Origin of the sequence: Phenylobacterium sp. (genome assembly GCF_035539035.1) — a bacterium.
In the GTDB taxonomy this organism is placed as follows: Bacteria; Pseudomonadota; Alphaproteobacteria; order Caulobacterales; family Caulobacteraceae; genus Phenylobacterium.
The window spans coordinates 875,498-898,773 of record NZ_DATLJI010000016.1 but is presented as its reverse complement, the minus strand read 5'-3'; the positions used below and the strand labels follow the sequence as shown (position 1 = coordinate 898,773).

Genomic DNA, 23,276 nt, shown 5'->3' with positions numbered 1-23,276 from the left:
CGTGGGGACGCGACCCCGCTTTCGATTGCGGCCCGGCGCCTGCCGGGATATGTGGTCGCCCGCTTCTGCGTCGCTATCCGGGGACCACATGACCACCTTCGACGATCGTGAACGGGGTTTCGAAAAGAAGTTCGCGCTCGATCAGGAGCAGGAATTCAAGGCCACTGCGCGCCGCAACCGCATGCTCGGCCAGTGGGCGGCGGGCCTGATGGGCCTGCAGGCCGACCGGGTCGACGAGTACGCCAAGGCGGTCGTGAAGTCGGACTTCGAACAACCGGGCGACGACGACGTGCTGCGCAAGGTGTTCGAGGACCTGAAGGGCGCCGGCGTCCAGACGACCGAAGGCGAAGTCCGCATGAAGATGGCCGAGCTGCTCGCCCAGGCCCGCGAGAGCGTCCGCAGCGAGAGCTGAGGCGGTTCTCCTCTCCCCCGAAACGCAGTGCGGGGGGAGAGGGCAGGGAGAGGGGCGGCTCGCCCTCTCCGATTTCCCGATCTCCGGCCAAGGGCCCTCGTCCCCGCTCGGCGGGTCACGCGCGCATGCGCCGCCCCTCTCCCTGCCCTCTCCCCTCTCGCTTCGCGGGGGGAGAGGCGGGCTCCCCCCTAGGCCTTGATCGCCCCTTCCAGGTATTTGCGGATGCCGGGGCCGTAGGGCGGGCGGAGCGCCTGCAGGGGGCCGATGTCCTTGCGGATCTGGCTGAACACCGCCTTGCGGTGGCTGAATTCCCGGAACCCGTCCACGCCGTGGTAGCTGCCCATGCCCGAGGGGCCGACGCCGCCGAACGGCAGCTCTTCCTGGGCGACGTGCATGATGACGTCGTTGACCGTGACCCCGCCCGGCGTGGTGGAGGACAGGACCTTCTCCTGCTCGGCGGCGTCGTCCCCGAAGTAATAGAGGCCGAGCGGGCGGTCGCGGCCGTTCACGTAGCCGATCGCCTCGTCCACCGTGCGGTAGGTCTTCACCGGCAGGACCGGGCCGAAGATCTCCTCCTGCATGACCTTCATGTCGTCGGTCGGGTCGAGGATCAGGGTGGGGGCGATCTTGCGGTGCTCCTGCTGGGTCAGGTCCTCGCCGGCCGGCTTCAGCTCGACGACCGTCGCGCCCTTGGTCCGGGCGTCGTCGACGTAGCCCATGATCCGGTCGTAGTGCCGCTGGGCGACGATGGCGGTGTAGTCGGGGTTGTCCCTGATGGTCGGGAACATCTTGGAGACGGAGGCGCGGGCGGCCTCGACGAAACCGTCGACCTTGTCGTGCGGGGCGAGGACGTAGTCGGGGGCCAGGCAGATCTGGCCGGCGTTCAGCGTCTTGCCGTTCATGATCCGGGCGGCGGCCACCGAGAGGTCGGCGGAGCGGCCGAGGATCACCGGGCTCTTGCCGCCCAGCTCCAGCGTGACCGGCACCAGGTTCTCGGCGGCGGCGCGCATCACGTGGCGGGCGATCCCCGTCGCGCCGGTGAAGATCAGGTGGTCGAAGGGCAGGTGGGCGAAGGCCTCGCCGACCTCGGGGCCGCCGGTGACCACGGCGATCTCCTCCTCGGAGAAGGCCCTGGCGAACATCGCCTTCATCAGGTCCGAGGTGGCGGGCGTGTATTCCGAGGGCTTGATCATCGCCCGGTTGCCCGCCGCCAGGATGCCGGCGAGCGGGGCGAAGGTGAGGTTCACCGGGAAGTTCCAGGGGCTGATCACGCCGACCACGCCCTTGGGCTGGAAGCGGACCTCGGCCTTGGCGCCGAACAGGCCGAGGATGGCCGGGGTGGGCTTGCGCTTCTCGGGCTTCATCCAGCGGCGCAGGTGCTCCTTGGCGTGCTTCAGGGGGCCGATAGAGCCGGCCACGTCGGTGAAGGCGGTGGCGTCCTTGGAGCGCGCGCCGAAGTCGGCGTCGAGCGCGTCCTCGATGGCCCGGCGGTTCTCCACCAGGAGCCGGATGCAGCGGTCGAGGCGGTCGATGCGCTGCTCGGCGCTCGGCGCGCCGTCGCGCAGGTGAGCCGCTTTCTGAGCGGCCAGGATCGCTTGCATGTCCACGTGACGTCCTCCCTTTCGGGAAGAGAGACCCGGGTTACGCGGGGGCCGTCAAGCTGGCCAGGTAGGGCCGGCTGACCTTCTTGGGCACGACCTGCGACCAGGCTTCCACGACCAGCCGCGCCAGTTCGTCGGTGTCGAGGTCCTCGAGCCGGACATAGCTCCACTTCACGGTGGCCACCGGGCAAGGCTGGAAGGTCTCCGGGCGGATCTCGAACAGCAACTCCTGGTGGCCGCGATCGAGCTTCAGGATGGCGCGCGGGCCGGACATCAGGGCGAAGGTCTTCTTGCCCACGTTGAACCAGGGCTCGCCGCGGTAGCTGATCTCCTCGGCCTGCGGCAGGCCCAGCGCGACCGCGCGGAGGTCGTCGAACGTCGCCATGGCGGCGAGCCTAGCCTGGGCGGGCGGCGTCGTCATCCGGCAGGGGCGCGGTGATCTCGCAGGCGACGCCGGCCGGCTCGAAGGCCAGCCGCACCTCGCCGCCCAGTTCGCGCGCCAGGCCGCGCTCGATCAGGCGGCTGCCGAAGCCCTGGCGGGTGGGTGGGGCGACCGGCGGGCCGCCCCGCTCGCGCCAGGTGAGGAGGAGCCCGCCGTCCCGGGCGACCCAGCGCACCTCGACGCGGCCCTCGGGGACCGAGAGGGCGCCGTACTTGGCGGCGTTGGTGCCGAGCTCGTGCAGGGCCATGGCGATGGAGAGCGCGGTCTGCGGCGGCAGGTGCAGGTTCGGCCCGTCCGCGTCCCAGAGGTCCTGGCCGTAAGGCTCGGCCGCCGCCGCGACGATCTCCGCCGCCGTCGCGCCCTCCCAGGTGCGGCGGGTGAGGATGTCGTGGGTCCGGGAGAGCGCGAGCAGCCGGTCCTCGAAGTCCCGCCGCGCCTGCTCCACCGACGCCGCGGACCGCAGGGTCTGGGAGGCGATCGACTGGATGGTGGCGAGCGTGTTCTTCACCCGGTGGTTCAGCTCGTTGATCAGCAGGCGCTGGCGGGCCTCGTCGCGCTTGCGCTGGGTGATGTCGGTCTGCACCGACAGGAGCCGCACCGGCCGGCCCGCGGCGTCGGCGTCGATCCGGCCGCGGTTGTGGATCCAGCGGGTCTCGCCGGTGTCGGGCCGCACGATCCGGTACTCGCGGTCGAACGGGCCGGTGCGGGCGCGGTCCTCCTCGAACGCCGCCAGCACCCGCGCCCGGTCCTCGGGATGGACGCGCGCCAGCCAGTCGTCGGTGTAGGTCCCGACCTCGGTGGCGTCGCCGGGCAGGCCCTGCAGGGCCAGGTACTCCGGCGAGCGGTGGATGCGGCCCGTGACCATGTCCCAGTCGAAGGAGCCGATGCCGCCGGCGGCCTGGACCAGCCGCAGCCGCTCCTCGTTCTCGCGCAGGTTGGCCTCGGTCCGGGCCCGCTGCACGGCGCTCCAGGTCCGCTCCCCCAGCTCCAGGAGCATCGCCTGCTCCTCGTCGGTCCAGACCCGCGGCTCGGCCACATGGCCGGTCAAGAGGGCCATGAGGCGGCCCTGCTTCACGACCGGCGCGGCGATCATCGCCCCGACCCCGATGCCGGCGTAGGCCTCGGCGAAGGCGGCGGTGGCGGGATGGGTGCGCACGTCGTCGATCCGCGAGACCCGGCCGACGCGCAGGTCGGCGGCCATCTCGGAGCCGAAGTCGTCCAGGCGGTAGCGGCCGGGGAAGGCGCCGAGGTCGCCGTGCGACCAGTCGTCCTCCACGGTGACCCAGCCGCCGGAGGGATCCACCTCCGCGAAGCCCGCGCGGCCGAGGCCCAGGCTCTCGCTGAGCAGGGCGGCGGCGGCGGCCTTGATCTGGCCCGCGTCGTGGAGGGGGCGCAGGCGCTCGGCGATGGCCAGCTGGAACTTCAGGCGCCGCTCGCCCAGGACCTTGGACGTGGTCTCGGTGCAGGCGCAGAACATGCCGCCCACGGCTCCGCTCTCCTCGCGCACCGGGCTGTAGGAGAAGGTCCACCAGGTGTCCTCCCAGAACCCGTGGCGGAACATCCTGAGCCGCAGGTCCTCGCTCCAGGTGGCCTCGCCGGAGAGCGCCGTCTCGATCAGCGGCCAGATGTCGGACCAGATGTCGCTCCAGACGTCCTCGAACCGGCGGCCGAGCGCGGCCGGGTGCTTGTCGCCGAGGATGAGGCTGTAGGCGTCGTTGTAGAGGAAGCCGAGCTCGGGGCCCCAGGCCACGAACATGGGGTGGCCCGAGTTGAGCATGATCGAGACAGCGGTGCGCAGCGACTGCGGCCAGCCCTCGGGCGGGCCAAGCGGCGAGGCGCTCCAGTCGTGGGCGCGCAGACGCTCGCCCATCTCGCCGCCGCCGAGCAGGAAATCATGGCGGGAGGTCCGCCGACCCGACCTGTCCAAAACGCTCCCCGCGCCGTCCTTCCAACGACGCCCACCCCGCGCCAGCTAAGCGGAATGCGTGACCGAAGGCTAGGGTTGCTCGCCGAACACCCGGGCGAAGACGCGGTCGACGTTCTTGAAATGGTAGCCCAGGTCGAAGAGCTCGGAGAGCTCGTCGCGGGTGAGGGTGATCTCCGGGTCGGCGTCCAGGAAGTCGAGGAAATTGCCCTCGCCACGCCACACCTTCATGGCGTTGCGCTGGACCGCGGCGTAGCTCGCCTCGCGGCTCATGCCCTTCTGGGTGAGCGCCAGGAGCACGCGCTGGGAGTGCACCAGGCCGCCCAGGCGGTCGAGGTTCTTGGCCATGTTCTCGGGGTAGACCACCAGCCGCTCGACGACGCCGGCCAGGCGGCGGAGCGCGAAGTCCAGGTGGACGGTGGCGTCGGGGCAGATGCCGCGCTCGACCGAGGAGTGGCTGATGTCGCGCTCGTGCCACAGCGCGACGTTCTCCATGGCCGGGACCACGGCCGAGCGGACCAGGCGGGCGAGGCCCGTCAGGTTCTCCGTGAGGATCGGATTGCGCTTGTGCGGCATGGCGCTCGAGCCCTTCTGGCCCGGATCGAACGGCTCCTCGGCCTCCAGCACCTCGGTGCGCTGCAGGTGGCGGATCTCGATGGCCAGGCGCTCGATGGACGAGGCGACTACGGCCAGCGCCGCGAAGTAGGCCGCGTGGCGGTCGCGCGGGATCACTTGGGTGGAGACCGGCTCCACCGCCAGGCCGAGCTTCTCGGCGACGTACTCCTCCACCTCGGGCGCGACGTTGGCGAAGGTGCCGACGGCGCCGGAGACCGCGCAGGTGGCGATCTCGAACTTCGCCATGGCCAGGCGTTCCTTGGCGCGCTGGAACTCGGCGTAGTGGCCGGCGAGCTTGAGGCCGAAGGTGGTGGGCTCGGCGTGGATGCCGTGGCTGCGGCCGACGGTGGGCGTCAGCCTGTGCTCGAAGGCCCGCTTCTTCAGGGCGGCCAGCACCATGTCCACGTCCTCGATCAGGAGGTCGGTGGCCCGCGAGAGCTGGACGGCGAGGGTGGTGTCGTTGACGTCGGAGGACGTCATCCCCTGGTGCAGGAAGCGGGCCTCGGGGCCGACGATCTCGGTGACGTGGGTGAGGAAGGCGATGACGTCGTGCTTCACCTCGCGCTCGATCTCGTCGATGCGCTCGGGGTTCCAGACCGCGTCGCGGCCCTTCTCCCAGATGACCCGGGCGGCCTCCTTCGGGATCACGCCCAGCTCGGCCATCTTGTCGGCGGCGTGGGCCTCGATCTCGAACATGATCTTGAAGCGGGTCTGGGGGTCCCAGATGCGGGCGGCCTCGGGGCGGGCGTAGCGGGGGATCATGGCGCCGGGTATCCCGGCGAGGCTTCCGAATGTCAAATTCCGCAGCGCAAAAAGTGAGGGCGGCGGCCGTGCCAACCGCCGCCCTCGGCCTCAGGTCGACTACTGGCGATACGTCAACCGAAGGTAGAAGAAACGGCCCGGCGCGTCATAGGCGTTCGGGTCGTAGTTGTTGAGTCCGCAGGTGACGCAGCCCGGCGGGTCCTTGTCGAACAGGTTGTTCACGCCGACGGCGACGCGGATGTCGTCCATGAACGCAGGCGACCAGCGGACCTGGGCGTCGACATAGGTGCGGGCCTCCAGCTTGTTGGGATCGCCCGCCTCGTCCACCGCGGAGATGTGGCGGAAGGTGGCGGTGGCGCCGAAGTCCTCGCGGTCCCAGTCGACCATCAGGGTGGACTTCAGCTCCGGATACGCCTGGTCCGGGCTGCCGCGCTCGGTGCCCTCGCGCTCGATCGGCGCAAGGCCGCCGGAGGTGGGCACGAACTCGGTGAAGTCGAGCAGCCAGCTGGTGTACCAGCGCAGGCCGAAGCGGCCGGCGTCCCAGTCCGGCGAGCGCCAGATCAGGTTGAGGTCGACGGAGCTGGTCTCGATGCCGCCGATGTTGATCAGCGGGTTGGCGATGCCGGCCACCTGGCCCGAGGCCGTGCGGGTGATGGTGGCGCAGGAGAGCGCGTCGCCGGTCTCGGCGCAGCGGTCCAGCAGGGTCTGGCCGTTCTGCGCCTGGATGGCGTTGTCGAGGGTGATGTCGGAGTAGGCGATCTCCACCGAACCGCCGCTGGCCCAGGACGCGGTCCGCAGCCAGGCGGGCTCCCACACCGCCGAGAGATGCCAGCTCTCGCTGGTCTCCGGCTGCAGGTCGCGGTTGCCGGAGGTGATGACGGAGATCTGCGGGTTGAGCTGGACGTAGCTGTTGTTGGCCGGCACGCCCGCGGCGATGCAGTTGGCGCGGATGTTGGCCGGGGTGGCGGCGGTCATGCCCGAGCAGGGGTCGTCCACCTCCTGGTCGAAGCGCGAGGCGGTGCCGAACAGCTCGCCGATCGACGGGGCCCGGAAGCCCTCGCCCCAGGAGCCGCGGATCAGCACGTCCTGCACCGGCCGCCAGGTGAGCCCGGCCTTGAAGGTCGAGTCGCTGCCGGAGGTGGAGTAGTCGAACCAGCGGCCGGCGAGCGAGGCGTCCAGCCGGTGGAAGAACGGCATGTCGGCCAGCAGCGGGACCTGCAGCTCGCCGTAGGCTTCCTTGACGGTGATCGAGCCGCGCGCCGGCTGGGCCGGGATGTCGGAGGACAGGCCCGCGGCGACGATGGCGTCGGGCTGGAAGTAGCCCTCGGTCTCGCGGTGCTCGACGCCGACGGCGAAGGCCAGCGGCCCGGCCGGCAGGTCGAACACGTCGCCGGTCAGGTTGGCCGAGACGTCGCGCAGCTCCTGCTGGGAGACGTCCTGCTGGGTGAAGCCGATGAAGGCCAGCATCTCCGGCGTGATCGTGCCGGCGCCGCCGAAGATATTGAGCGGCACGCAGGAGCCGGTGCAGGCGGCGGCGGGGCCGAGGGCCTGCTGCACCCGCTGGGCGTTGACGTTGCCGGTGAAGGTCTGTTCGGCGTGGTTGCGCGACCAGACGCCGTTGACGTCCCAGTGCCAGTTGCGCCCGCCCACGTCGAGGTCGCCCTCCAGCGTGCCGGTGACGTTCCAGGTGTCGACCCGCTGCTCGTAGTGGCGGGGGCCGGCCTCCACCAGGCGACGCCCGATGAAGGCGTAGGTGCCCTGGGTGAGGGTGAAGCCGAACGGGTTGTAGGGGTTGGTGGCGTCGACGCTGACGGTGTCCAAGAGGTTGCCGTTGCCGGCGTCGGGGCCGACGAACAGCGGCAGCGGCGCGGCCTGGTTGGCGGAGGACCGCTCGACGTAGCTGGCCCGCGCCCGGAAGCGGATCGAGCTGGTCAGGTCCTGGGTGAGCGAGCCGAACAGGCTGACCCGCTCAAGCGGCGTCAGGATGTAGTTGAACGGCTGGAAGTTGAACCGGTCGGCGGTGGTGAAGGGCTTGTAGCTGCCGGCGGCGCTGGTCGGGTCGCCGGGGATGTAGGTCGGCCGCTGGCCGGCGGCGAGCGCCTGGCGGAGCGTCACGTCGAAGTCCGTGCCGGTGTTCGGGTCGGAGATGATGAACCGGCCGAGCGGCGTGCCGGAGCTGCAGCCGCCGGCGGTGCAGGAGGTGGCGAAGGGCGAGGGGAAGAGGGAGATGTCGCGGTCGGCGGCGTAGACCGGATCCTGCTTGAAGTAGCCGCCGCCGACCACGACGCGGGTGGTCTCGTTGGAGACGCCCCAGGAGAGGTTGTAGTCCTGGCTGAAGCCGTCGCCTTCCTCGAGGTAGCCGCCGACCTGGGCGGAGGCCTGGAAGCCGTCCTGGCTCTGCTTGGTGATGATGTTGACGACGCCGGCGATGGCGTCGGAGCCGTAGATCGGCGAGGCGCCTTCCTGCAGCACCTCCATGCGGCCGATCATCGAGACCGGGATGGTGTTAAGGTCCACCGACCCCGGCACGCCGGAGGCGGCGGCGCCCGGCACCCAGCGCAGGCCGTCGACCAGCACCAGCACGCGCCGCGAGGAGAGGTAGCGCAGGTCGATCTCGGCCGAGCCCGCGCCGACGCCGCCGCCGTCCGGCGGATTGCCGAAGTTGCCGGAGTTGTTGAACTTGGCGTTGAGTCCCCCGCCGGCCGAGGGGATGCGCTGCAGGACGTCGACGGTGGACGTCAGGCCCTGTTTCTCCACGAACTCCTGGTCGATCTGGACGACCGGCTGGTCGCGCTCCAGCGGGCTGGTGCGGATGCGTGAGCCGGTGACCACCACCTCGGAGACCGAGGCGTCCTCCTGGGCGTGGGCCACACCGAACGAGCCGCCGGCGGCGAGCGCGCTGGCGGCGAGAAGGGCTGCGCCCCTCAGGTGACGATGCATGGGTTCCCCCTTGGGCGGCCCGCCGTCCCGGCCCCACGCCGGCGCGGACTCGCCGCTTTCGTGGAACGAGGATACGGCGGAGCTGCACTCGCGGGTCAAGCGAGCGTCATGGAACTGTCAATCGGGGGTTGATCTGTGTGGCGCCGGCGCCGCAGGGGGGCTGCTGCCCGGCCTTGCCGCGAGGTCGGCTTCCGACCCATTGCGGACACTCGCGACGTCCGCTTCCGGTCGCGGCCCGGCATTCCTTCGGGAATGCTGGAGGTCCTTGGGTCCACGGTCGGATGCGAGCCTGCCGGTCCAGCCTGGTCGGGCCGGAGACTGGCTGCCGTGATCCCAAGGGCCGGAGTGCGCGGGGCGGGCGAAGCGGGGGTTCCCGCGGCGCGTGGGCGCCTCGGCGGCGGCGGCGTTCTTAGCGCTTGATCCGGGCGCCGCCAGAGGGTGGAAACGGGCGCCGCCTTCCGGCCTGTCCTGGAGCTCTCCTTTCGTGCGCCGCCGTTGCCAAGTCCTCCGCTCGTCCGTGACCCCGCTGGTCGCCCTGCTGGCCCTGTCCGCCAGCGCCGGCGGCGCCCACGCCCAGCCGGCCGGGGAGGGGGAGGAAGCGGAGGAGGTCGAGGAGGTCATCGTCCAGGCGACGCGCTCCGGCCGGCGGGTGCAGGACGAGCCGATCCGCGTGGACGTCATCGGCCGCGAGGAGATCGAGGAAAAGATCGCCATGCGGCCCGGCAACGTCGCCATGCTGCTCAGCGAGACCGGCGGGCTGCGGGTGCAGGTCACCTCGCCCGGCCTCGGCGCCTCGAACGTCCGGGTGCAGGGGATGCGCGGCCGCTACACCCAGTTCCTGACCGACGGCCTGCCGCTGTACGGCGGCCAGGCCTCGTCGCTGGGGCTGCTGCAGATCCCGCCCACCGACCTCGGCCAGGTGGAGGTGATCAAGGGGGCGGCCTCGGCGCTGTACGGCCCGTCCGCCCTGGGCGGCGTCATCAACCTCGTGGCCCGTAGGCCGGGGCCTGAGCCGCTGGGCGAACTGCTGGCGAACGCCACGAGCCGCGGCGGGCAGGACCTGACGGCCTACGGCTCCTCGCCGCTGTCGGGGGGCTGGAGCCAGTCCGTCGTCGGGGGCCTGCACCACCAGGCGCGCAAGGACCTGGACGGCGACGGCTGGGCGGACATCCCGGGCTACGATCGCTGGACGGTTCGCCCGCGGCTCTTCTGGGAAGGCGAGGGCGGGGCGACGGCGTTCCTGACGGCAGGGGCGATGGGGGAGACCCGCGAGGGCGGCACGCTGGCCGGTCGCACGGTGGCGGACGGCGCCCCGTTCCCCCAGCGCCAGGACAGCCGCCGGTACGACCTGGGGCTGGTCGCCGACCGGTCCGTCGAAGGCGTCGGCAAGCTGCACCTGCGCGCCTCGGCGGTGACCCAGGACCACGAGCACCGGTTCGGCGAGGTGGTCGAGGACGACCGCCACGACACCTATTTCGCGGAGCTGTCGGTCTCGGGGGTCCAGGGGGGCACCGCCTGGCTGGGCGGGCTGGCCGTGCAGCGCGACGCCTACCGCTCCAAGACCTTCCCGGCCTTCGACTACACCCACACGACGCCGGCGGTGTTCGGGCAGGTGGAGCACGAGGTCAGCGAGGACCTCACCCTGGCGGGCAGCGCGCGCCTGGACGACCACAGCGAATACGGCCTGCGGTTCAGCCCGCGGCTGTCGGTGCTCTACCGGCCGGGACCCTGGACGATCCGGTCCTCCGTCGGCCGCGGGTTCTATGCGCCGACGCCCTTCGTCGAGGAGATCGAGGCGGCCGGCCTCTCGCGCCTCGAGCCCCTGAGCGGCCTGAAGGCGGAGGTCGCGGAGAGCGCCTCGCTGGAGGGCGGCTACGCGTCCGGTCCGCTGGAGGCGAACCTCACCCTCTTCGCCTCCAACATCCACGACGCCGTCCAGCTGGTGGAGGTCAGATCCGGCGGGCGGGTGCGGCTGGCGAACGCCGACGGGCTCACCCGCACGCGGGGGGCCGAGCTCCTGCTGCGCTACCGCTGGGAGGGCTTCACCGTCACCGGCAGCTACGTCCATGTCGACGCCACCGAGCCCGATCCGGACGCGCCCGGCCGCCGGACCGTGCCCCTGACGCCCCGGCATTCCGGCAGCGTCGTGGCCATGTGGGAGCGCGAGGACTGGGGCCGGGTGGGCCTCGAGGCCTACTACACCGGCCGGCAGGACCTGGAGGACAATCCCTACCGCACGCGGTCGCGCCCCTACGTGGAGCTCGGCTTCATGGCCGAGCGGCGGTTCGGGAACCTCAGCGTCTTCCTCAACCTCGAGAACCTGCTCGACGTGCGCCAGACGAAACACGACCCGCTGGTGCTGCCGCGCCGCGCGGCGGACGGGCGCTGGACCGTCGACGCCTGGGGCCCCACGGAGGGCTTCGTCGCCAACGGCGGCGTGCGGATCCGGTTCGGCGGCGGCGCCTGACCGGCCGGGCGGGGGCCCGGCCAGCGATCGCCGGCCTCAGGGGCGGGCGGCGGCGGCCGCGGCGTCGCCGGCGTCGGCGGCGGCGCGGGCGCGGGCCATGTCCCTGGGCAGGGTGATCGCCGCCAGCAGGTAGTGGACGCCGGCCCAGGCGTAGATCAGCAGGTTGGAGACGATGCCCGAGCGGGTGCCGTCCGCCATCGCCGTCTTGCAGGCCGCGTCCAGGGCCGCCGAGCCGCCCTCGGGCCCGATGCCGCCCGGGCAGGCGGCGTTGAAGTCGCCCACCCCGCCGGCGTTGGTCCAGGCCTGCTGGGCGAACAGGTCGATGCACCAGCCGGTGAACGGCGGGCCGAAGCCCAGGGCGATCAGGTTCAGCACGAAGAACAGCACGGCCACCGCGGTGGCGCGCATGCGCACGTCCATGGCGTTCTGCACCACGCCGAAGGTCGGGCCGAGGTAGGTGTAGTGCAGGATGCCGGGGATCAGCAGGATCGCCCAGGCGAGCTGATAGCTGTCCCGCGTATAGGCGTAGATGTAGATCGGGGTCGCCGCGATCAGGCCGATGGCCGGGACCAGCGCGTACCAGCGGGGGCTGCGCTTCGAGGCCCAGTCGGTCAGGAAGCCGCCGAGCAGGGTGCCGATGCCGTTGGAGATCCCGCCGATCAGGCCGATGGCGAGGCCGACGGTGGCCAGGCCCAGGCCGAACTCGCGGATGAAGTAGGGCGGGGCGTACTGGCCGGTGCCGTAACCCGCGAAGCTGGCCACGGTGATGCCGGCGGCCATGTGGAACATGCCCCAGGAGCCGAACAGGCGCTTGGCGACGACCAGCAGGCCGGGCGGCTTTTCCATGGTCGGACCGGGGGCGGCGGCGACGGCCGCCGGCGCGGCGTCGGGCGCGCCGGCCTCCGAGGCCTCGCGGCCCAGGGCGCCCGGCGTCTCCTCGACCGCCACGCCGGTCTCGGCGGCGGCGAGCTCGCTGTCGCTCCAGCCGCGCGGCGGCTCCTTGACGATCAGCTTGATGGCGATGGCGACCGCGATGCCGGGCAGGCCGACCAGCATGAAGGCCGCCTGCCACGAGACGTTCTCGGCGATCCAGCCGCCGGCGATGGCGCCGAACATCGCGCCCAGCGGGATCCCCAGCGAGTAGATGGACAGCGCCGAGGCCCGCTTCTTGGGCTCGAAGTAGTCGCTGATCAGGCTGTGGGCCGGCGGCGACAGGCCCGCCTCGCCGACGCCCACGCCCACCCGGCAGAGCAGCAGCATGACGTAGCTGTTGGCCAAGCCGCACAGCGCGGTGAAGGCCGACCAGACGACGATGGCGATGGAGATGATGTTGACCCGGCTCTTCCGCTCGGCGAGCCGGGCGATGGGGATGCCCAGCGCCGTGTAGAGCAGGGCGAAGGACAGGCCGCCCAGCCAGCCGAGCTGGGCGTCGGTGAGCTTGAGGTCCTCTTTGATCGCCTGGCCGATCGTCGAGATGATCGTCCGGTCGATGAAGTTGAAGGTGTAGGCGACCACCAGGAGCCCCAACACCGTGGTCTTGTAGCCGGGCGAGAACATCGGCGTGCGCGCGGGCGCGGACGCCCGTAGAGGCGTGTCGGTCATCGGCGTGTCCTCCCCCATGTGTCCCGGCGCCTCGTGGGCGACGGGCTGGTGTTGTTGGGGCGGAGCGTGGGGGAAAACCGCGGGCGGGGGAAGGGGGGGCTCGCGTCGGGTCAGGTCATGTACCGCCGAAGCCCTCCTCCTCGATGGAGGAGGGTTGGGTGGTGGTGTGGGCGATGAGCTGAAGCGGATGGCTCCAGTGGGCGCCAGCGCCCGGCGGCGCTCCTGCCTGCAACACCCTGCACTCACCACCATCCCTACCCTTCCTCCATCGAGGAGTAAGGGGCGCAAGGTCCGCCAAGCCCCGAACTGCGCCGCCGGATTTTGGGCGGAATCGTGCGGCAGGGACGGTGGAGCTTTGAGCGGAGGGTTTGCGATGGGTCGGATGGTGACGGGGCTGGCGCTGGGCGCGGCGGTGCTGGCGCTCGCGGGATGCGGGCACAATGTGGAGCAGCGCGCGGCGACCGGGGCGGCCGCGGGGCTGATCGTCGGCGGGCCGGTGGGCGCGGCGGTGGGGGCCGGCGTCGGCGTGGTGGTGGACAAGGCCTCGACGCGCTGAGGCGCGCGCGCCGTTTCCGGGCGCGCGCGGCCAACTCAGCCTCAGCTCACCGTGTCCTCGCGGATGGTGCGGCGCGCCAGCCAGAAGCAGACGAAGGCGGCGAGGCCGAAGGCGGTGGAGAGGATCAGGGCCCAGCGGACGCCTTCGCCGACGCCCACCGCGCAGGTGGCCTTGGCGGCGCCCACGGCGGTCTTGCAGGCGCCCACCGACAGGCCGTCGGCGCCGAGGAAGACGTTGGCCATGACGTCCGACATGATGCCGACCGCCAGCGGGCCGAGACCCAGGCCGACCAGGTTGATGATGAACAGCAGGAGCGCCGCGGCGGTGGCCCGCATGTGCGGCGGCACCACGGACTGGCCGGTGCCGTAGACCGGGCCGTACCAGAGCGTGCCCAGGAAGGCGTTGATGGCGAGCATCGGGAGCGCGATCGAGGCCGAGTCGATGGTCACGGCGATGATGTAGATCGGAATGGTGATCAGGCTGGCGATGGCCGGGGTGACCATGTAGGCGCGCAGGTCGTGCTTGCCGTACCTGTCGGCGATGACGCCGCCCATCCAGGCCCCGAAGGCGCCGGCGGTGCCGCTGATGACGCCCAGCGCCAGGCCGATGAAGCCGATGGGGCCGAGGTTGATGCCCAGGATGTTCCCCCAGAAGTCGGCGAGCTGGGCGATCTCGGCGGTGTGGTTGCGCAGGAAGAAGGAGGCGGTGAACGGCGCGTGACCGTAGCCGATGAAGGCCTTGATGGCCGCGGCGAAGGCGATGAACCAGAAGGTGTTGCGCTTGGCGAGGTAGCGGACGGTCTCGCTGAAACTGGCCATCTCGGCCGTCACCTGGGCCGCGTGCTGGCGCATGATCCGGCGCGGCTCCTTCAGGGTGAAGACGGCGAGCGCGGCGAACAGCAGGCCGGGCACGCCGGCGATCAGGAAGGCGGCGCGCCAGCCGTAGGCGTCGGCGACCATGCCGCCCATGACCAGGCCGATGAGACCGCCGATCGGCGTGCCCATGGAGTAGAAGGCCAGCGCCGAGGCGCGCTTCTCCTTGGGCACGTAGTCGACGATCAGGGAGTGGGCGGGCGGGGTGCAGCCGGCCTCGCCGACGCCGACGCCGATGCGGAAGAGGACGAGCTGCCAGAAGTTGCCGGCGGTGGCGCAAAGCGCGGTGAAGCCGCTCCAGACGGCCACCGAGGTTCCGATGATGACCGGCCGGTTCTTGCGCTCGGCGAGGCGGGCGATGGGGATGCCGAGGACCGTGTAGAAGACCGCGAAGGCCAGGCCGCTCATCAGGCCGAGCTGCCAGTCGGCGAGCTTCAGGTCCTGCTTGATGGGCTCGGCCAGGATGTTGATCACCTGGCGGTCCAGGAAGTTGATCACATAGATGCCGAGCAGCAGCCACATGGCGTAGCGGGTGTAGCCGCGGCTGAACGGCACGGCCGGCGCGGCGGCGCCGGGGGCGGCGGCCTTGGGCGGGCCGGGGGCGACCTGGGGCTTGGCGTCAGGCGTGGTCGAGGTCATGGCCTAATGGGCTCCGGGGCGATTGAAATGGGGGCGGGGAAAAGGCGGGAGGCTCGGCTGCGTCGCGCGGACGGAGGGGCCCTTAAGTCCATGGCGGCAATTCTGCTTCGGGCTTCGTCCGGCTCAAGGACGGCCCGCAGGGCCGCCGCCGCGCGGCCGCGCCGCAGGCGCGGTCCTTGACCCGGCCGAACCCCGAAGCTGCAGTCTGGCCATGGGTCTGAAGGGCTTCCAGCATTCTGAAGAATGCCGGGCGGCCAGCGGGCCGAACGACCTATCCCTAGTCCAGGCGCAGTCGTCGGCAGCCGCCGGGCCACGCCGCCTCGCCGGGGACCAGAGTCCTCGTCCGCCATACCCAAGCTTCCAACCCGTGAACGTTCTTCTCGTTGTCCGCCACTAGACGGGAGGCTCGCCGGTTCGGCAATAGGGGCGTTCCGAACGCTGGTCTCGAGGAGAACGCCGTGGAGCTGATCATCGGCACGAAGAAGTGGTCCACCTGGTCGCTGCGGCCGTGGCTGGCGGCGAAGCGGGCGAAGGCGCCGTTCACCGAGACCTTGATCGAGCTGCGCCAGGAGAACAACATGACCGGCGCGGCCATCCGGCCGCATTCGCCGAGCGGGCTGGTGCCGGCGCTGAAGACCGACGGGGTGGTGATCGTCGACTCCCTGGCGATCTGCGAGTTCCTGGCCGAGCGGTTCCCGCAGGCGAAGCTGTGGCCGCAGGATCCGATCGCCCGGGCGCTGGCCCGCTCGGCGGCCTGCGAGATGCACGCCGGCTTCTCCTCGCTGCGCGGGGAGTGCCCGATGGACCTGACGGCCGAGCCGCGGGCGGTCGAGCTGTCGGAGGCGACGCACAAGGACGTGCGCCGGATCGTGGCGCTGTGGAGCGACATGCTGGGCCGGTTCGGCGGGCCGTTCCTGGCCGGCGACTGGTCGATCGCCGACGCCTTCTACACCCCGGTGGCGACCCGCTTCCGGACCTATGGCGTGAAGCTGTCGGACTTCGGCGACGACGGGGCGGCGGGGGAATACGCCGCGCGGCTGCTGGAGACGCCGGAGTTCCTGGCCTGGGAGGCCGACGCCCGGTGAGGCGGGTGGCGGCCATGCTGCGGGCGGTGAACGTCGGCGGGACCGGAAAGCTGCCCATGGCCGACCTCAAGGCCCTGCTCGCGGGCCTGGGCTACGAGGCGCCGCAGACCCTGCTGGCCAGCGGCAATGCGGTGTTCGGGACCGACTCTGCGGGCGAGGCGGTGGAGCGGCGGCTGGAGGACGCGCTCAAGGCGCAGTTCGGGTTCGCCACCGACGTCTTCGTGCGCGACCGGGCCGAGCTCCTGGCCGTGATGGCGGCCAACCCCTTCACCGACTTCGCCCGCGAGCAGCCCAGCCGGATGATGGCGGTGTTCCTGAAGGGCGAGCCGCCGCAGGACCTGTCGCCCCTGGAGCGGTGGGCCACCGCCGGCGAGATGATCGCCCGCGGGCCGCGCTGCCTCTACATCGCCTATCCGGACGGCTCGGGCCGCTCGAAGCTCGCCAATGCGCGGACGCCGGCGGCGGCGGGCACCTCGCGCAACTGGAACACGGTGGGCAAGCTCGCCGAGCTGCTGGCCTGAAGGCCGGCGGGCACTTCGGTGGCGGTTCGGGCGTTGAGGGTCGCGAACACCAGGGAGAGACCCGACCCATGAAGATCATGCTCGCCGCCGCCGGCCTGGCCGCGCTTTCGCTCGCCGCCTGCGACCGGCCCACCGGCACCGCCCCGCAGGACTCCGCCGTGGGCGCGGCCATGCCCGACACCTCGGCGGCCAAGACCGACAACATGGCCCTGACCACGCCCGACGCCGGCGCCACCGGGACCGTGCCGGCCGACGGCTCGGCCCCGGCCGTGGCCCCGACGCCGCCCGTGGGCACCGCCGGCGCCTCGCCCGGCGTGGTCGGCGCGCCCTCGACCGAGAACCCGAGCCTGAAGCAGTAGGTCAGGACCGCGGCAGGCCCACCAGCCGGTCCACCAGCGACAGCACGGTGGAGACGCTGAGGGCGCCGAAGGCGATCAGACCGCCCCAGCCCTTCATCGTCGCCGCGTCGAGCAGGCCCTGGATGGACAGGGCCCAGACCAGGAAGGCGATGAAGGCGGCCACGGGCGGCCACCAGTGCGGCCGGAACGGCGCCGGCGGCCTGCCGGAGCCCGCCTCGTCCTCGCGCTGCTTGAGATAGGCGAGCGCGAGGAAGAGCAGGGGCGTGAGCCCGGCGAACACCCACTAGAAGGTCCAGCCGTTCAGCCAGTCCGGTGCGCCGTCCGGGCGCGTGGCCAGCGCCGCCATAGCGGCGACGAAGAGCGTGATGGTCTCCGTCGGCAGGTAGCGGACGAGCTGGTCGAACGGATCGGTCGATGGGGCCGGCGCCGGGGCGGCGGCCGCCGCCGCAGGACTGGCGCGCCGGCCGGCGCGGGCGGCCGATTCCTGGGCCAGGCGAACGAGGCTCATGGCAGGGGCTCCTAAAGCGCGGCGGCTATTCGTCCTTCGCGGCGCAGTCGAAGCCGCCCGCGGCGATGACGGCTTCGCAGGCCTTCAGCTCGTTGAGCGTCTTCTGGGTCTGCAGCGCGTCGATCTCGCTCTTCTGCGCCGCGACCTCGTCAGGGCCACGGACGGCGCCGTGCAGGGCGACGAGGTCCGGGGCCGCGCCGGCCAGGGCGCCGGCCACGGTCTCGGCGGTGGCCTCGGAGTTCCAGTCGAAGCTGGTCGTGCGGCCGAACTTGTCGAAGGTGAGCCCCACCGAACGGGTCTCCCCGAAGCCGGCGTCGAGGCAGACCTCGGCGGGCTCGGCCCATTGGGCGGCCGGGACGACGAGTTCCGCCTGCAGGCCGTTGGTGGCCGTACCGGGGACACCCAGGGCGCTGACCTTCACCGGCACGGGGGCGGGCGTCTTGATGCGCAGCCCACAGGGACGGAGCCGGCGGGCCGGCGCCGCGACGACCTGGGGCGAGGGCGGCGTCGCGACGGCGGTCCAGCCCAGGGGGAACAGGCCGTCCGCAGAGCTGGCGGTGTCGAACCACTTCTCGAAGGGCTTGGTCTTGAACGCCGCCACCGGGGTGACGCCGGGCTGGAGCTGCACCGGCGCGCTCGTCTGCGCGGTGAGATAGCCGGTGCGCAGACCCGCGAGCTCCCGCGTGAGGCGGCCGAGCGTGCGCACCGCCTCGGCCTCGGCGGCGGTCGGTTGGCCGCCGCCGGTCGCCAGCTTCTGGCGCAGGGTGAGGATCTGACGTTCGAGGGTCTTGCGCCGCGCCACCGCCGCCACGGCTTCGGCGCTGCAGGGCGTGCCGTCGGCGCGGGGCGTGATGCTGAGCGCGCCGAAGGCGGCCGGAGCCACGGTGGCCACGGTCTTCACCACCGAGGCGAGGATCTGGGCGCTGCGGTCGCTGGCGGCGCTGTTCACGCCCGCGATCACCCCGTTGTCGTCAACGGTGACCTTCAGGCCGCGCTTCACGCGGTTCGAGGCGAGCGCCTCGCCCGGGATGCGCCAGTGGCGGGTCTCGTCGGCGCCGGGGGCGGACGTCAGGTCCAGGCGGGACTCGATGGTGAGCGGCGCGCATTCGCGGAGCTCGGCGGTCAGGGTGGCGGCGGCGTCGGTGCGCGGCAGGTGGTAGGCGATGCCGGCCCCGCCCAGGGGCTCGGTCGTGGCGCAGCCGCCGAGCAGGCCGGCGGCGGCGACGGGCGCCAGGGCCCAGCGGGCCGGTGCGGTGACGGTAAGCATGTGCAGGCTCCTCAGCGCGAGCGGTGATCGTCACCGCCACGGTTATCGCGATCGCCTGTCCGCCACGCGTGACGGCCATCACGCCCGCGGGCCGCGAAGATTGTCCGTGCACACGAGCTCGTTGTGAGTCCCGGCGGCCTCTGGCACGGTGTTCGCCGACCTTTGGTCGGGGGATCGGATGGGGGGCGAGGGGGAGGCTGCGGGCGCGGGCTACCGCGCCTTCATCAGCTACAGCCACAGGGATGCGGCGATCGGCCGGCGGCTGCATCGCCGGCTGGAGACCTACCGGCTGCCCCGGCGGCTGGTGGGCCGGACGACGCCGCGCGGGACCGTGCCGGCGCGGCTGACGCCCGTGTTCCGCGACCGCGAGGAGCTGACCGCCGCCCACGACCTGACGGCGGAGGTGCGCGCCGCGCTCGCCCGGTCGGAGGCGCTGATCGTCGTCTGCTCGCCCCACGCGGCGGGCTCCCCCTGGGTGGCGCGCGAGGTGGCGCTGTTCCGTGAGCTGCACGGCGACCGGCGGCCGATCCTGGCGGCGCTGGTGGCGGGCGAGCCGGCCGAGGCCTTCCCCGCCCCGCTGCGGGAGGGCGCCGAGCCGCTGGCGGCGGACTTCCGGCGCGGGCGCGACGGGCCCAGGCTGGCGCTCCTGAAGCTGGTGGCCGGCGTGGCCGGCGTCGGCCTCGACGAGCTCGTGCAGCGCGACGCCCAGCGCCAGCTGCGACGCGTGATGGCCGTCACGGGGGCGGCGTTCGCCGCGGTGCTAGCCATGGGTCTCCTGACGATCTTCGCGCTGGACGCCCGGGCCGAAGCCCTGCGCCAGCGCGCCGAAGCCGAGGCGCTCGTGGAATTCATGCTGACCGACCTGCGCGACCGGCTGGAGGGGGTGGGCCGCCTTGACGTGCTCACCGCCGTCAACCGGCGGGCGCTGGACTACTACGAGGGCCAGGACCTGGCGCGGCTGCCGGCGGACTCGCTGGAGCGGCGCGCCCGCGTGCTCCACGCCATGGGCGAGGACGACGAGAAGCGCGGCGACCTCGACCGGGCGCTGGCCCAGTTCCAGGAGGCGCGGCGGACCACCGCGGCCCTGCTGGCGGCCAAGCCGGACGACCCGGAGCGGATCTACAACCACGCACAGAGCGAATACTGGGTGGGCTACATCGACTACCGCCGCGGCCGGCGCGAGCCGGCCAGGGCCGGGTGGGAGAGCTACCGGCGGCTCGCCGAACAGCTCACCCGGATCGACCCGCAGAACCCGAAGTGGCGGCGCGAGCTGGGCTACGCGGAGGGGAACCTGTGCACTCTTGACCTCGCTCCGCCGCAGGATGCTCGGATGGCAGTGCATCGCTGCAAGGCCGCGCTGTCGGCGATGCAGCAGGCCGCGGAGCGCCTGCCGAAAGATCGGAAGCTGACGGTCGATCTGGCCAACCGTCATGCCTGGCTGGCTGACGCGCACTACGCCATGGGCGATTTCTCAAGCGCGGCGGGCGAGCGCGCCCGGCAGGAGCAACTCCTGCGTCCGCTCGTGGAGGCGGATGAGAAGGACGTCGAGGTGAAGGAGAAATGGGCGACGCTGCAGTTCGGCCAGGCCGGACTGGCGCTCAAGAGGGGCGACCACACCGAAGCGGCGCACCGCCTCGATCTCGCGAGGACCACGGTGGTGGCGATGATCAACCTCGATCCCGAGAACAAGAGCTGGATTTCCATGCGCGAGGCGCTCGATGCGGCGATCGCGCACGTGAATAAGACTTCCAACAAGAGAGGCTGAGATGGACGACCGCAGCGAAGCGTTCCCCGGCAACGCGTTCAAGACACTGCCCACCGCACTGCCCACCGACTTCAGTCCCAAGAGCATCGTCCACCTGATCCTCACGACCAAGGAACGGGACGACGATGGGCCGGAGCCGGAGGAGCAGAAGACCCTGCGGGGTGACGAGTCGGAGCAACTCAAGCCCAAGTGGCTTCGATTCTATGTCGCCGAACCGCGTAGAGCCCCCCCGAGCGATCCCTCGAAGATCCACGACTACGCCCTGGAGGTCGCGGGCGAGTCGCTGGACCGCGGAAGGAAGGAGCCGCAGTCTCCATACGACGTCTTCGTCAAGGAGCAGTGCTGGGTGCTCCTGGAACTGGCACGTGACCTCAAGAACTGGCAATTCACTCGAGGTGAGCGGGCGATCACCACCAAGGAAGATTACTTGGACTCGAACTGCGCCCTGACGCACGTCTCAGGATCAGGCGCGGGCGCGCCGGGCGCGGTGAATGAGGATGACGGTTGCCGGGTCGCATATTTCGCGGTCGTGAGACGCGGCACGGTCGTGCCCGGGAGCGATCCACCGGCCGAAGTCCCCTTCCACCAGTATTTCAATCTCCACGTGGAGTTCATCCAGAAGCACAAGGACGAGGACGCTGTGCGGCGTCTGAAGGTGATCTTCGACCCGGATGTCGGCAACACGGGTCAGTTTCCCATCCCGTAGTGGCTGTGCGCCTTCGCCCCCAATTCCGAGCAAAAGAGTAAGTCCCCCCTTGCCGTCGTCCCTCGAACTCGCCCCGATCATCCATGCCGCGCGGGCCGGCGCCCTGCAGAGGGCGTGGCGGCTGTTCCGGGAGGCGGGGCTGGAGGGGGCGGACCAGCCGGCGGCGCTGGCGGTGCAGGGGCGGCTCCTGAAGGACGAGGCGCGGGCGGCGCCGGAGGACGACACGCGGCGGGCGCTCTATGTGCGCTCGGCGGCGGCCTACCTGCGCGCGCACGTGCTAAGCGGGGCGCTCTATCCGCTGATCAACGCCGCCAGCCTGTCGCTGCTGGCGGGGCAGGCCGACGCGGCGCGCGAGCTGGCCGAGAAGGCGCTGGCCGCGCCGCCCGACCCCGACGAGACCGCCTATTTCCAGGCCGCGACCCCGGCCGAGGCGCTGCTGGTGCTTGGCCGGACGGAGGACGCGCGCCGGGCGCTGGCCGAAGCGATCGCCCGGGCGCCAGAGGCCTGGCCGGACCACGCCTCGACCCTCCGGCAGTTCGAGCTGCTGCTGGCCGCCCTGGGCGAGGACGCGGGCTGGCTGGACGCGCTCCGGCCGCCAAGGCCGCTGTGCTTCGCCGGCCACATGGCCGTGGCCCCCGACGACCGGCGCCTCGCCGGGCAGGTGGCCGAGGCGCTGGCGCAGATGCGGATCGGCTTCGGCTACGGGGCGCTGGCGGCCGGGGCCGACATCGTCATCGCCGAGGCGCTGCTGGCCCGCGGCGCGGAGCTGCACCTCGTGCTGCCGGGATCGGCGGCCGCGTTCCGGGCGGCCTCGGTGGCGCAGTTCGGCGCGGCGTGGGCGGCGCGGTTCGATACGGTGATGGATGCGGCGGCGAGCGTGCGGGCGCTGGCCGGCGCGGCGGCCCCGGACCACCGGCTGGCCCTGCAGCTTGGCGGCGAGGTCGCCATGGGGCTGGCGGTGATGCAGGCCGAGACCCTGGCCTCGCGGGCGGCGCAGCTGGTGGTGCTGGAGGATGCGGCCGCCGCGGCCGGGGAGCCGGGAAGCAGCGCCTGGAGCCGGGCCGCCTGGATCGCGGCGGGGCGCGAGGCGCCGGTGGTCATCGAGGCGCCGCGGGATCCCGCCGCCGCCGCGCCGCCGGCCGCGGCCGAGCGAGAGGATGTCCGCCTGGCGGCCATGCTCACCGCCATCGTCGCGCCGATGGCGGCCGACACCCTGGCCGGCGAGGTGCTGCCGCGGCTGCGGGCGCTCGCCAGCGAGGGTGGGGACCCGGCGCTGGCCCAGTGGAGCGAGGACCGGCTGTTCCTGGCCTACGGGGCGCCAAGCGAGGCGGCGGCAGCGGCGCGGCGGCTGACCGCGGCGCTTGGCGAGACGGTGCGGGTGGGCGGCCACTATGGCGTGGCGCTGGAGGCCGGCGATCCGTTCGGCGGCGGACGGCTGCTGCTCGGCGAGGCCGCCGCGCTGTCCGGGCGGCTCGCCGGCGCGGCCCTGCCGGGCGGGGCGCAGGTCAGCGAGGCCTTCGCCGCGGCCCTGCACACCCACGGCCCGGCGCGGACGGAGCCGGTGGGCGAGCTGGAAGGCCAGCCCGCGGACCGGCCGCTGCCGGTGTTCGCGCTGCGGTAGGGCGGACGCGGGCGGACTCTAGCGCGTTGGCGCAGACCTCGCCCTGAAGGCCATGGCCAGCATTCTGCCTGCCGGGCCAGGCGTCTCAAGGACGAGCGCGCAGCGCTCGCCGCGGGGCGGCGCGCCGGGGGCGCGTCCTTGACACGCCTGACCCGGCAGGCTCGCGATCTACCATGGACTTAAGGGCGGGAGGGGCGAGGTCGCCGCCATGCCGGCGAGCGGATGTTCCACACGTCAGCTAAGGGTGGTTAGCGGACATTGGCACAGCTAGCGTGGCCGTCGATGCGTAGACCATGGATCTTAGTTGCAGCGCTCGCCGGGGCCGGGCTCCTGGCTCTGGTGACCTACATCCGGCTCTCGCCGGTAATGGCTCAAGATGCTTGCCTCGATGGAGGCGGAGCTTGGCGGGAAGGTCAGTGCGCCGGGAGGCGTCCCGGCGGCTAGCGCTAACGTCCGCAACGGGTCGGGAGCGGTCTTTGGGCTGGCCCCGCCAAGCGGACAGGGGATGCGCGCGCTTGGATCGCTGGGCGCGCCGGGACAATCCTGTGGAGCTCGCAGCGAACGGCGCGGAGATCATGGATGGCCGGGACAAGCCCGGCCATGACGGCCTGA

At 72.1% G+C, this 23,276-nt stretch carries 19 protein-coding genes; 9 read left to right on the top strand and 10 right to left on the bottom strand.

From position 1 onward, the window contains the following. Positions 1-88: 88 nt before the first annotated feature. Positions 89-412, top strand: a complete 324-nt coding sequence (locus VM685_RS18260) for a DUF1476 domain-containing protein (RefSeq protein ID WP_325461603.1) — start codon at positions 89-91, stop codon at positions 410-412. A gap of 188 nt (positions 413-600) precedes the next feature. Here the strand turns inward: VM685_RS18260 and VM685_RS18255 are convergent, their stop codons facing one another. From VM685_RS18255 to VM685_RS18235, 5 genes are all read right to left on the bottom strand, one after another. Continuing rightward, positions 601-2,013, bottom strand: a complete 1,413-nt coding sequence (locus VM685_RS18255) for a coniferyl aldehyde dehydrogenase (RefSeq protein WP_325462043.1) — start codon at positions 2,011-2,013, stop codon at positions 601-603. Between the two features lie 40 nt (positions 2,014-2,053). After that, positions 2,054-2,398 carry an MmcQ/YjbR family DNA-binding protein gene (locus VM685_RS18250; protein ID WP_325461602.1) on the bottom strand — a complete coding sequence of 115 codons (345 nt, stop codon included), beginning with the start codon at positions 2,396-2,398 and terminating at the stop codon, positions 2,054-2,056. 10 nt (positions 2,399-2,408) lie between these two features. Further along, the gene (locus VM685_RS18245; protein WP_325461601.1) at positions 2,409-4,382 is read right to left on the bottom strand and encodes a PAS domain-containing sensor histidine kinase; all 1,974 of its coding nucleotides are present in this window, start codon (positions 4,380-4,382) and stop codon (positions 2,409-2,411) included. 69 nt (positions 4,383-4,451) lie between these two features. After that, entirely contained in the window at positions 4,452-5,756 is a 1,305-nt protein-coding gene (gene purB, locus VM685_RS18240) for an adenylosuccinate lyase (protein ID WP_325461600.1), read from the bottom strand. Positions 5,757-5,855: 99 nt separating this feature from the next. Beyond that, positions 5,856-8,696 (bottom strand): TonB-dependent receptor domain-containing protein, encoded by a 2,841-nt coding sequence (locus tag VM685_RS18235; RefSeq protein WP_325461599.1) that lies wholly within the window; start codon positions 8,694-8,696, stop codon positions 5,856-5,858. 517 nt (positions 8,697-9,213) lie between these two features. Between VM685_RS18235 and VM685_RS18230 the strand changes: the two genes are divergently transcribed. Continuing rightward, positions 9,214-11,163, top strand: coding sequence for a TonB-dependent receptor plug domain-containing protein (locus VM685_RS18230; RefSeq protein WP_325461598.1), 1,950 nt, complete (start codon positions 9,214-9,216; stop codon positions 11,161-11,163). Between the two features lie 36 nt (positions 11,164-11,199). Here the strand turns inward: VM685_RS18230 and VM685_RS18225 are convergent, their stop codons facing one another. Then, entirely contained in the window at positions 11,200-12,765 is a 1,566-nt protein-coding gene (locus tag VM685_RS18225; protein ID WP_325461597.1) for an MFS transporter, read from the bottom strand. 373 nt (positions 12,766-13,138) lie between these two features. On the opposite strand from VM685_RS18225, the gene VM685_RS18220 reads away from it, so the two are divergent. Next, positions 13,139-13,321, top strand: a complete 183-nt coding sequence (locus VM685_RS18220; protein WP_325461596.1) for a hypothetical protein — start codon at positions 13,139-13,141, stop codon at positions 13,319-13,321. A 41-nt stretch (positions 13,322-13,362) separates the two neighbouring features. Here VM685_RS18220 and VM685_RS18215 read toward each other — a convergent pair whose 3' ends face one another. After that, positions 13,363-14,832 carry an MFS transporter gene (locus VM685_RS18215; RefSeq protein ID WP_325461595.1) on the bottom strand — a complete coding sequence of 490 codons (1,470 nt, stop codon included), beginning with the start codon at positions 14,830-14,832 and terminating at the stop codon, positions 13,363-13,365. A 458-nt stretch (positions 14,833-15,290) separates the two neighbouring features. On the opposite strand from VM685_RS18215, the gene VM685_RS18210 reads away from it, so the two are divergent. The 3 genes from VM685_RS18210 to VM685_RS18200 all read left to right on the top strand — a co-directional run bounded on the left by VM685_RS18210 (position 15,291) and on the right by VM685_RS18200 (position 16,797). Further along, positions 15,291-15,917 carry a glutathione S-transferase family protein gene (locus tag VM685_RS18210; RefSeq protein WP_325461594.1) on the top strand — a complete coding sequence of 209 codons (627 nt, stop codon included), beginning with the start codon at positions 15,291-15,293 and terminating at the stop codon, positions 15,915-15,917. After that, entirely contained in the window at positions 15,914-16,438 is a 525-nt protein-coding gene (locus tag VM685_RS18205; protein WP_325461593.1) for a DUF1697 domain-containing protein, read from the top strand. Before VM685_RS18210 ends, VM685_RS18205 begins: the two co-directional genes overlap by 4 nt. Before the next feature lie 68 nt (positions 16,439-16,506). Beyond that, complete coding sequence (locus VM685_RS18200) at positions 16,507-16,797, top strand: hypothetical protein (protein WP_325461592.1); 291 nt, start codon at positions 16,507-16,509, stop codon at positions 16,795-16,797. A 1-nt stretch (position 16,798) separates the two neighbouring features. Here the strand turns inward: VM685_RS18200 and VM685_RS18195 are convergent, their stop codons facing one another. From VM685_RS18195 to VM685_RS18185, 3 genes are read right to left on the bottom strand one after another with little or no spacing between them, the layout of a single operon-like run. Further along, positions 16,799-17,077 (bottom strand): hypothetical protein, encoded by a 279-nt coding sequence (locus VM685_RS18195; protein WP_325461591.1) that lies wholly within the window; start codon positions 17,075-17,077, stop codon positions 16,799-16,801. Positions 17,078-17,080: 3 nt separating this feature from the next. After that, the gene (locus tag VM685_RS18190) at positions 17,081-17,305 is read right to left on the bottom strand and encodes a hypothetical protein (protein WP_325461590.1); all 225 of its coding nucleotides are present in this window, start codon (positions 17,303-17,305) and stop codon (positions 17,081-17,083) included. Between the two features lie 25 nt (positions 17,306-17,330). After that, complete coding sequence (locus VM685_RS18185; RefSeq protein WP_325461589.1) at positions 17,331-18,572, bottom strand: hypothetical protein; 1,242 nt, start codon at positions 18,570-18,572, stop codon at positions 17,331-17,333. 178 nt (positions 18,573-18,750) lie between these two features. On the opposite strand from VM685_RS18185, the gene VM685_RS18180 reads away from it, so the two are divergent. From VM685_RS18180 to VM685_RS18170, 3 genes are read left to right on the top strand one after another with little or no spacing between them, the layout of a single operon-like run. Next, entirely contained in the window at positions 18,751-20,337 is a 1,587-nt protein-coding gene (locus tag VM685_RS18180) for a toll/interleukin-1 receptor domain-containing protein (protein WP_325461588.1), read from the top strand. A gap of 1 nt (position 20,338) precedes the next feature. After that, positions 20,339-21,043: a nucleotide synthetase gene (locus VM685_RS18175; RefSeq protein ID WP_325461587.1), complete on the top strand. Its 705-nt coding sequence runs from the start codon at positions 20,339-20,341 to the stop codon at positions 21,041-21,043. Positions 21,044-21,092: 49 nt separating this feature from the next. Beyond that, positions 21,093-22,664, top strand: a complete 1,572-nt coding sequence (locus VM685_RS18170; RefSeq protein ID WP_325461586.1) for a tetratricopeptide repeat-containing protein — start codon at positions 21,093-21,095, stop codon at positions 22,662-22,664. Positions 22,665-23,276: the final 612 nt, after the last annotated feature.

Excerpts from the sequence above, each read along its gene's own strand:
- VM685_RS18260 (WP_325461603.1), top strand. The coding sequence starts at position 89 with ATGACCACCTTCGACGATCGTGAACGGGGTTTCGAAAAGAAGTTCGCG.
- VM685_RS18255 (WP_325462043.1), bottom strand. The coding sequence starts at position 2,013 with ATGCAAGCGATCCTGGCCGCTCAGAAAGCGGCTCACCTGCGCGACGGC.
- VM685_RS18200 (WP_325461592.1), top strand. The coding sequence starts at position 16,507 with ATGAAGATCATGCTCGCCGCCGCCGGCCTGGCCGCGCTTTCGCTCGCC.
- VM685_RS18225 (WP_325461597.1), bottom strand. The coding sequence starts at position 12,765 with ATGACCGACACGCCTCTACGGGCGTCCGCGCCCGCGCGCACGCCGATG.
- VM685_RS18220 (WP_325461596.1), top strand. The coding sequence starts at position 13,139 with ATGGGTCGGATGGTGACGGGGCTGGCGCTGGGCGCGGCGGTGCTGGCG.
- VM685_RS18175 (WP_325461587.1), top strand. The coding sequence starts at position 20,339 with ATGGACGACCGCAGCGAAGCGTTCCCCGGCAACGCGTTCAAGACACTG.
- VM685_RS18190 (WP_325461590.1), bottom strand. The coding sequence starts at position 17,305 with ATGAGCCTCGTTCGCCTGGCCCAGGAATCGGCCGCCCGCGCCGGCCGG.
- VM685_RS18185 (WP_325461589.1), bottom strand. The coding sequence starts at position 18,572 with ATGCTTACCGTCACCGCACCGGCCCGCTGGGCCCTGGCGCCCGTCGCC.
- VM685_RS18215 (WP_325461595.1), bottom strand. The coding sequence starts at position 14,832 with ATGACCTCGACCACGCCTGACGCCAAGCCCCAGGTCGCCCCCGGCCCG.
- VM685_RS18180 (WP_325461588.1), top strand. The coding sequence starts at position 18,751 with ATGGGGGGCGAGGGGGAGGCTGCGGGCGCGGGCTACCGCGCCTTCATC.
- VM685_RS18250 (WP_325461602.1), bottom strand. The coding sequence starts at position 2,398 with ATGGCGACGTTCGACGACCTCCGCGCGGTCGCGCTGGGCCTGCCGCAG.
- VM685_RS18235 (WP_325461599.1), bottom strand. The coding sequence starts at position 8,696 with ATGCATCGTCACCTGAGGGGCGCAGCCCTTCTCGCCGCCAGCGCGCTC.
- purB (WP_325461600.1), bottom strand. The coding sequence starts at position 5,756 with ATGATCCCCCGCTACGCCCGCCCCGAGGCCGCCCGCATCTGGGACCCC.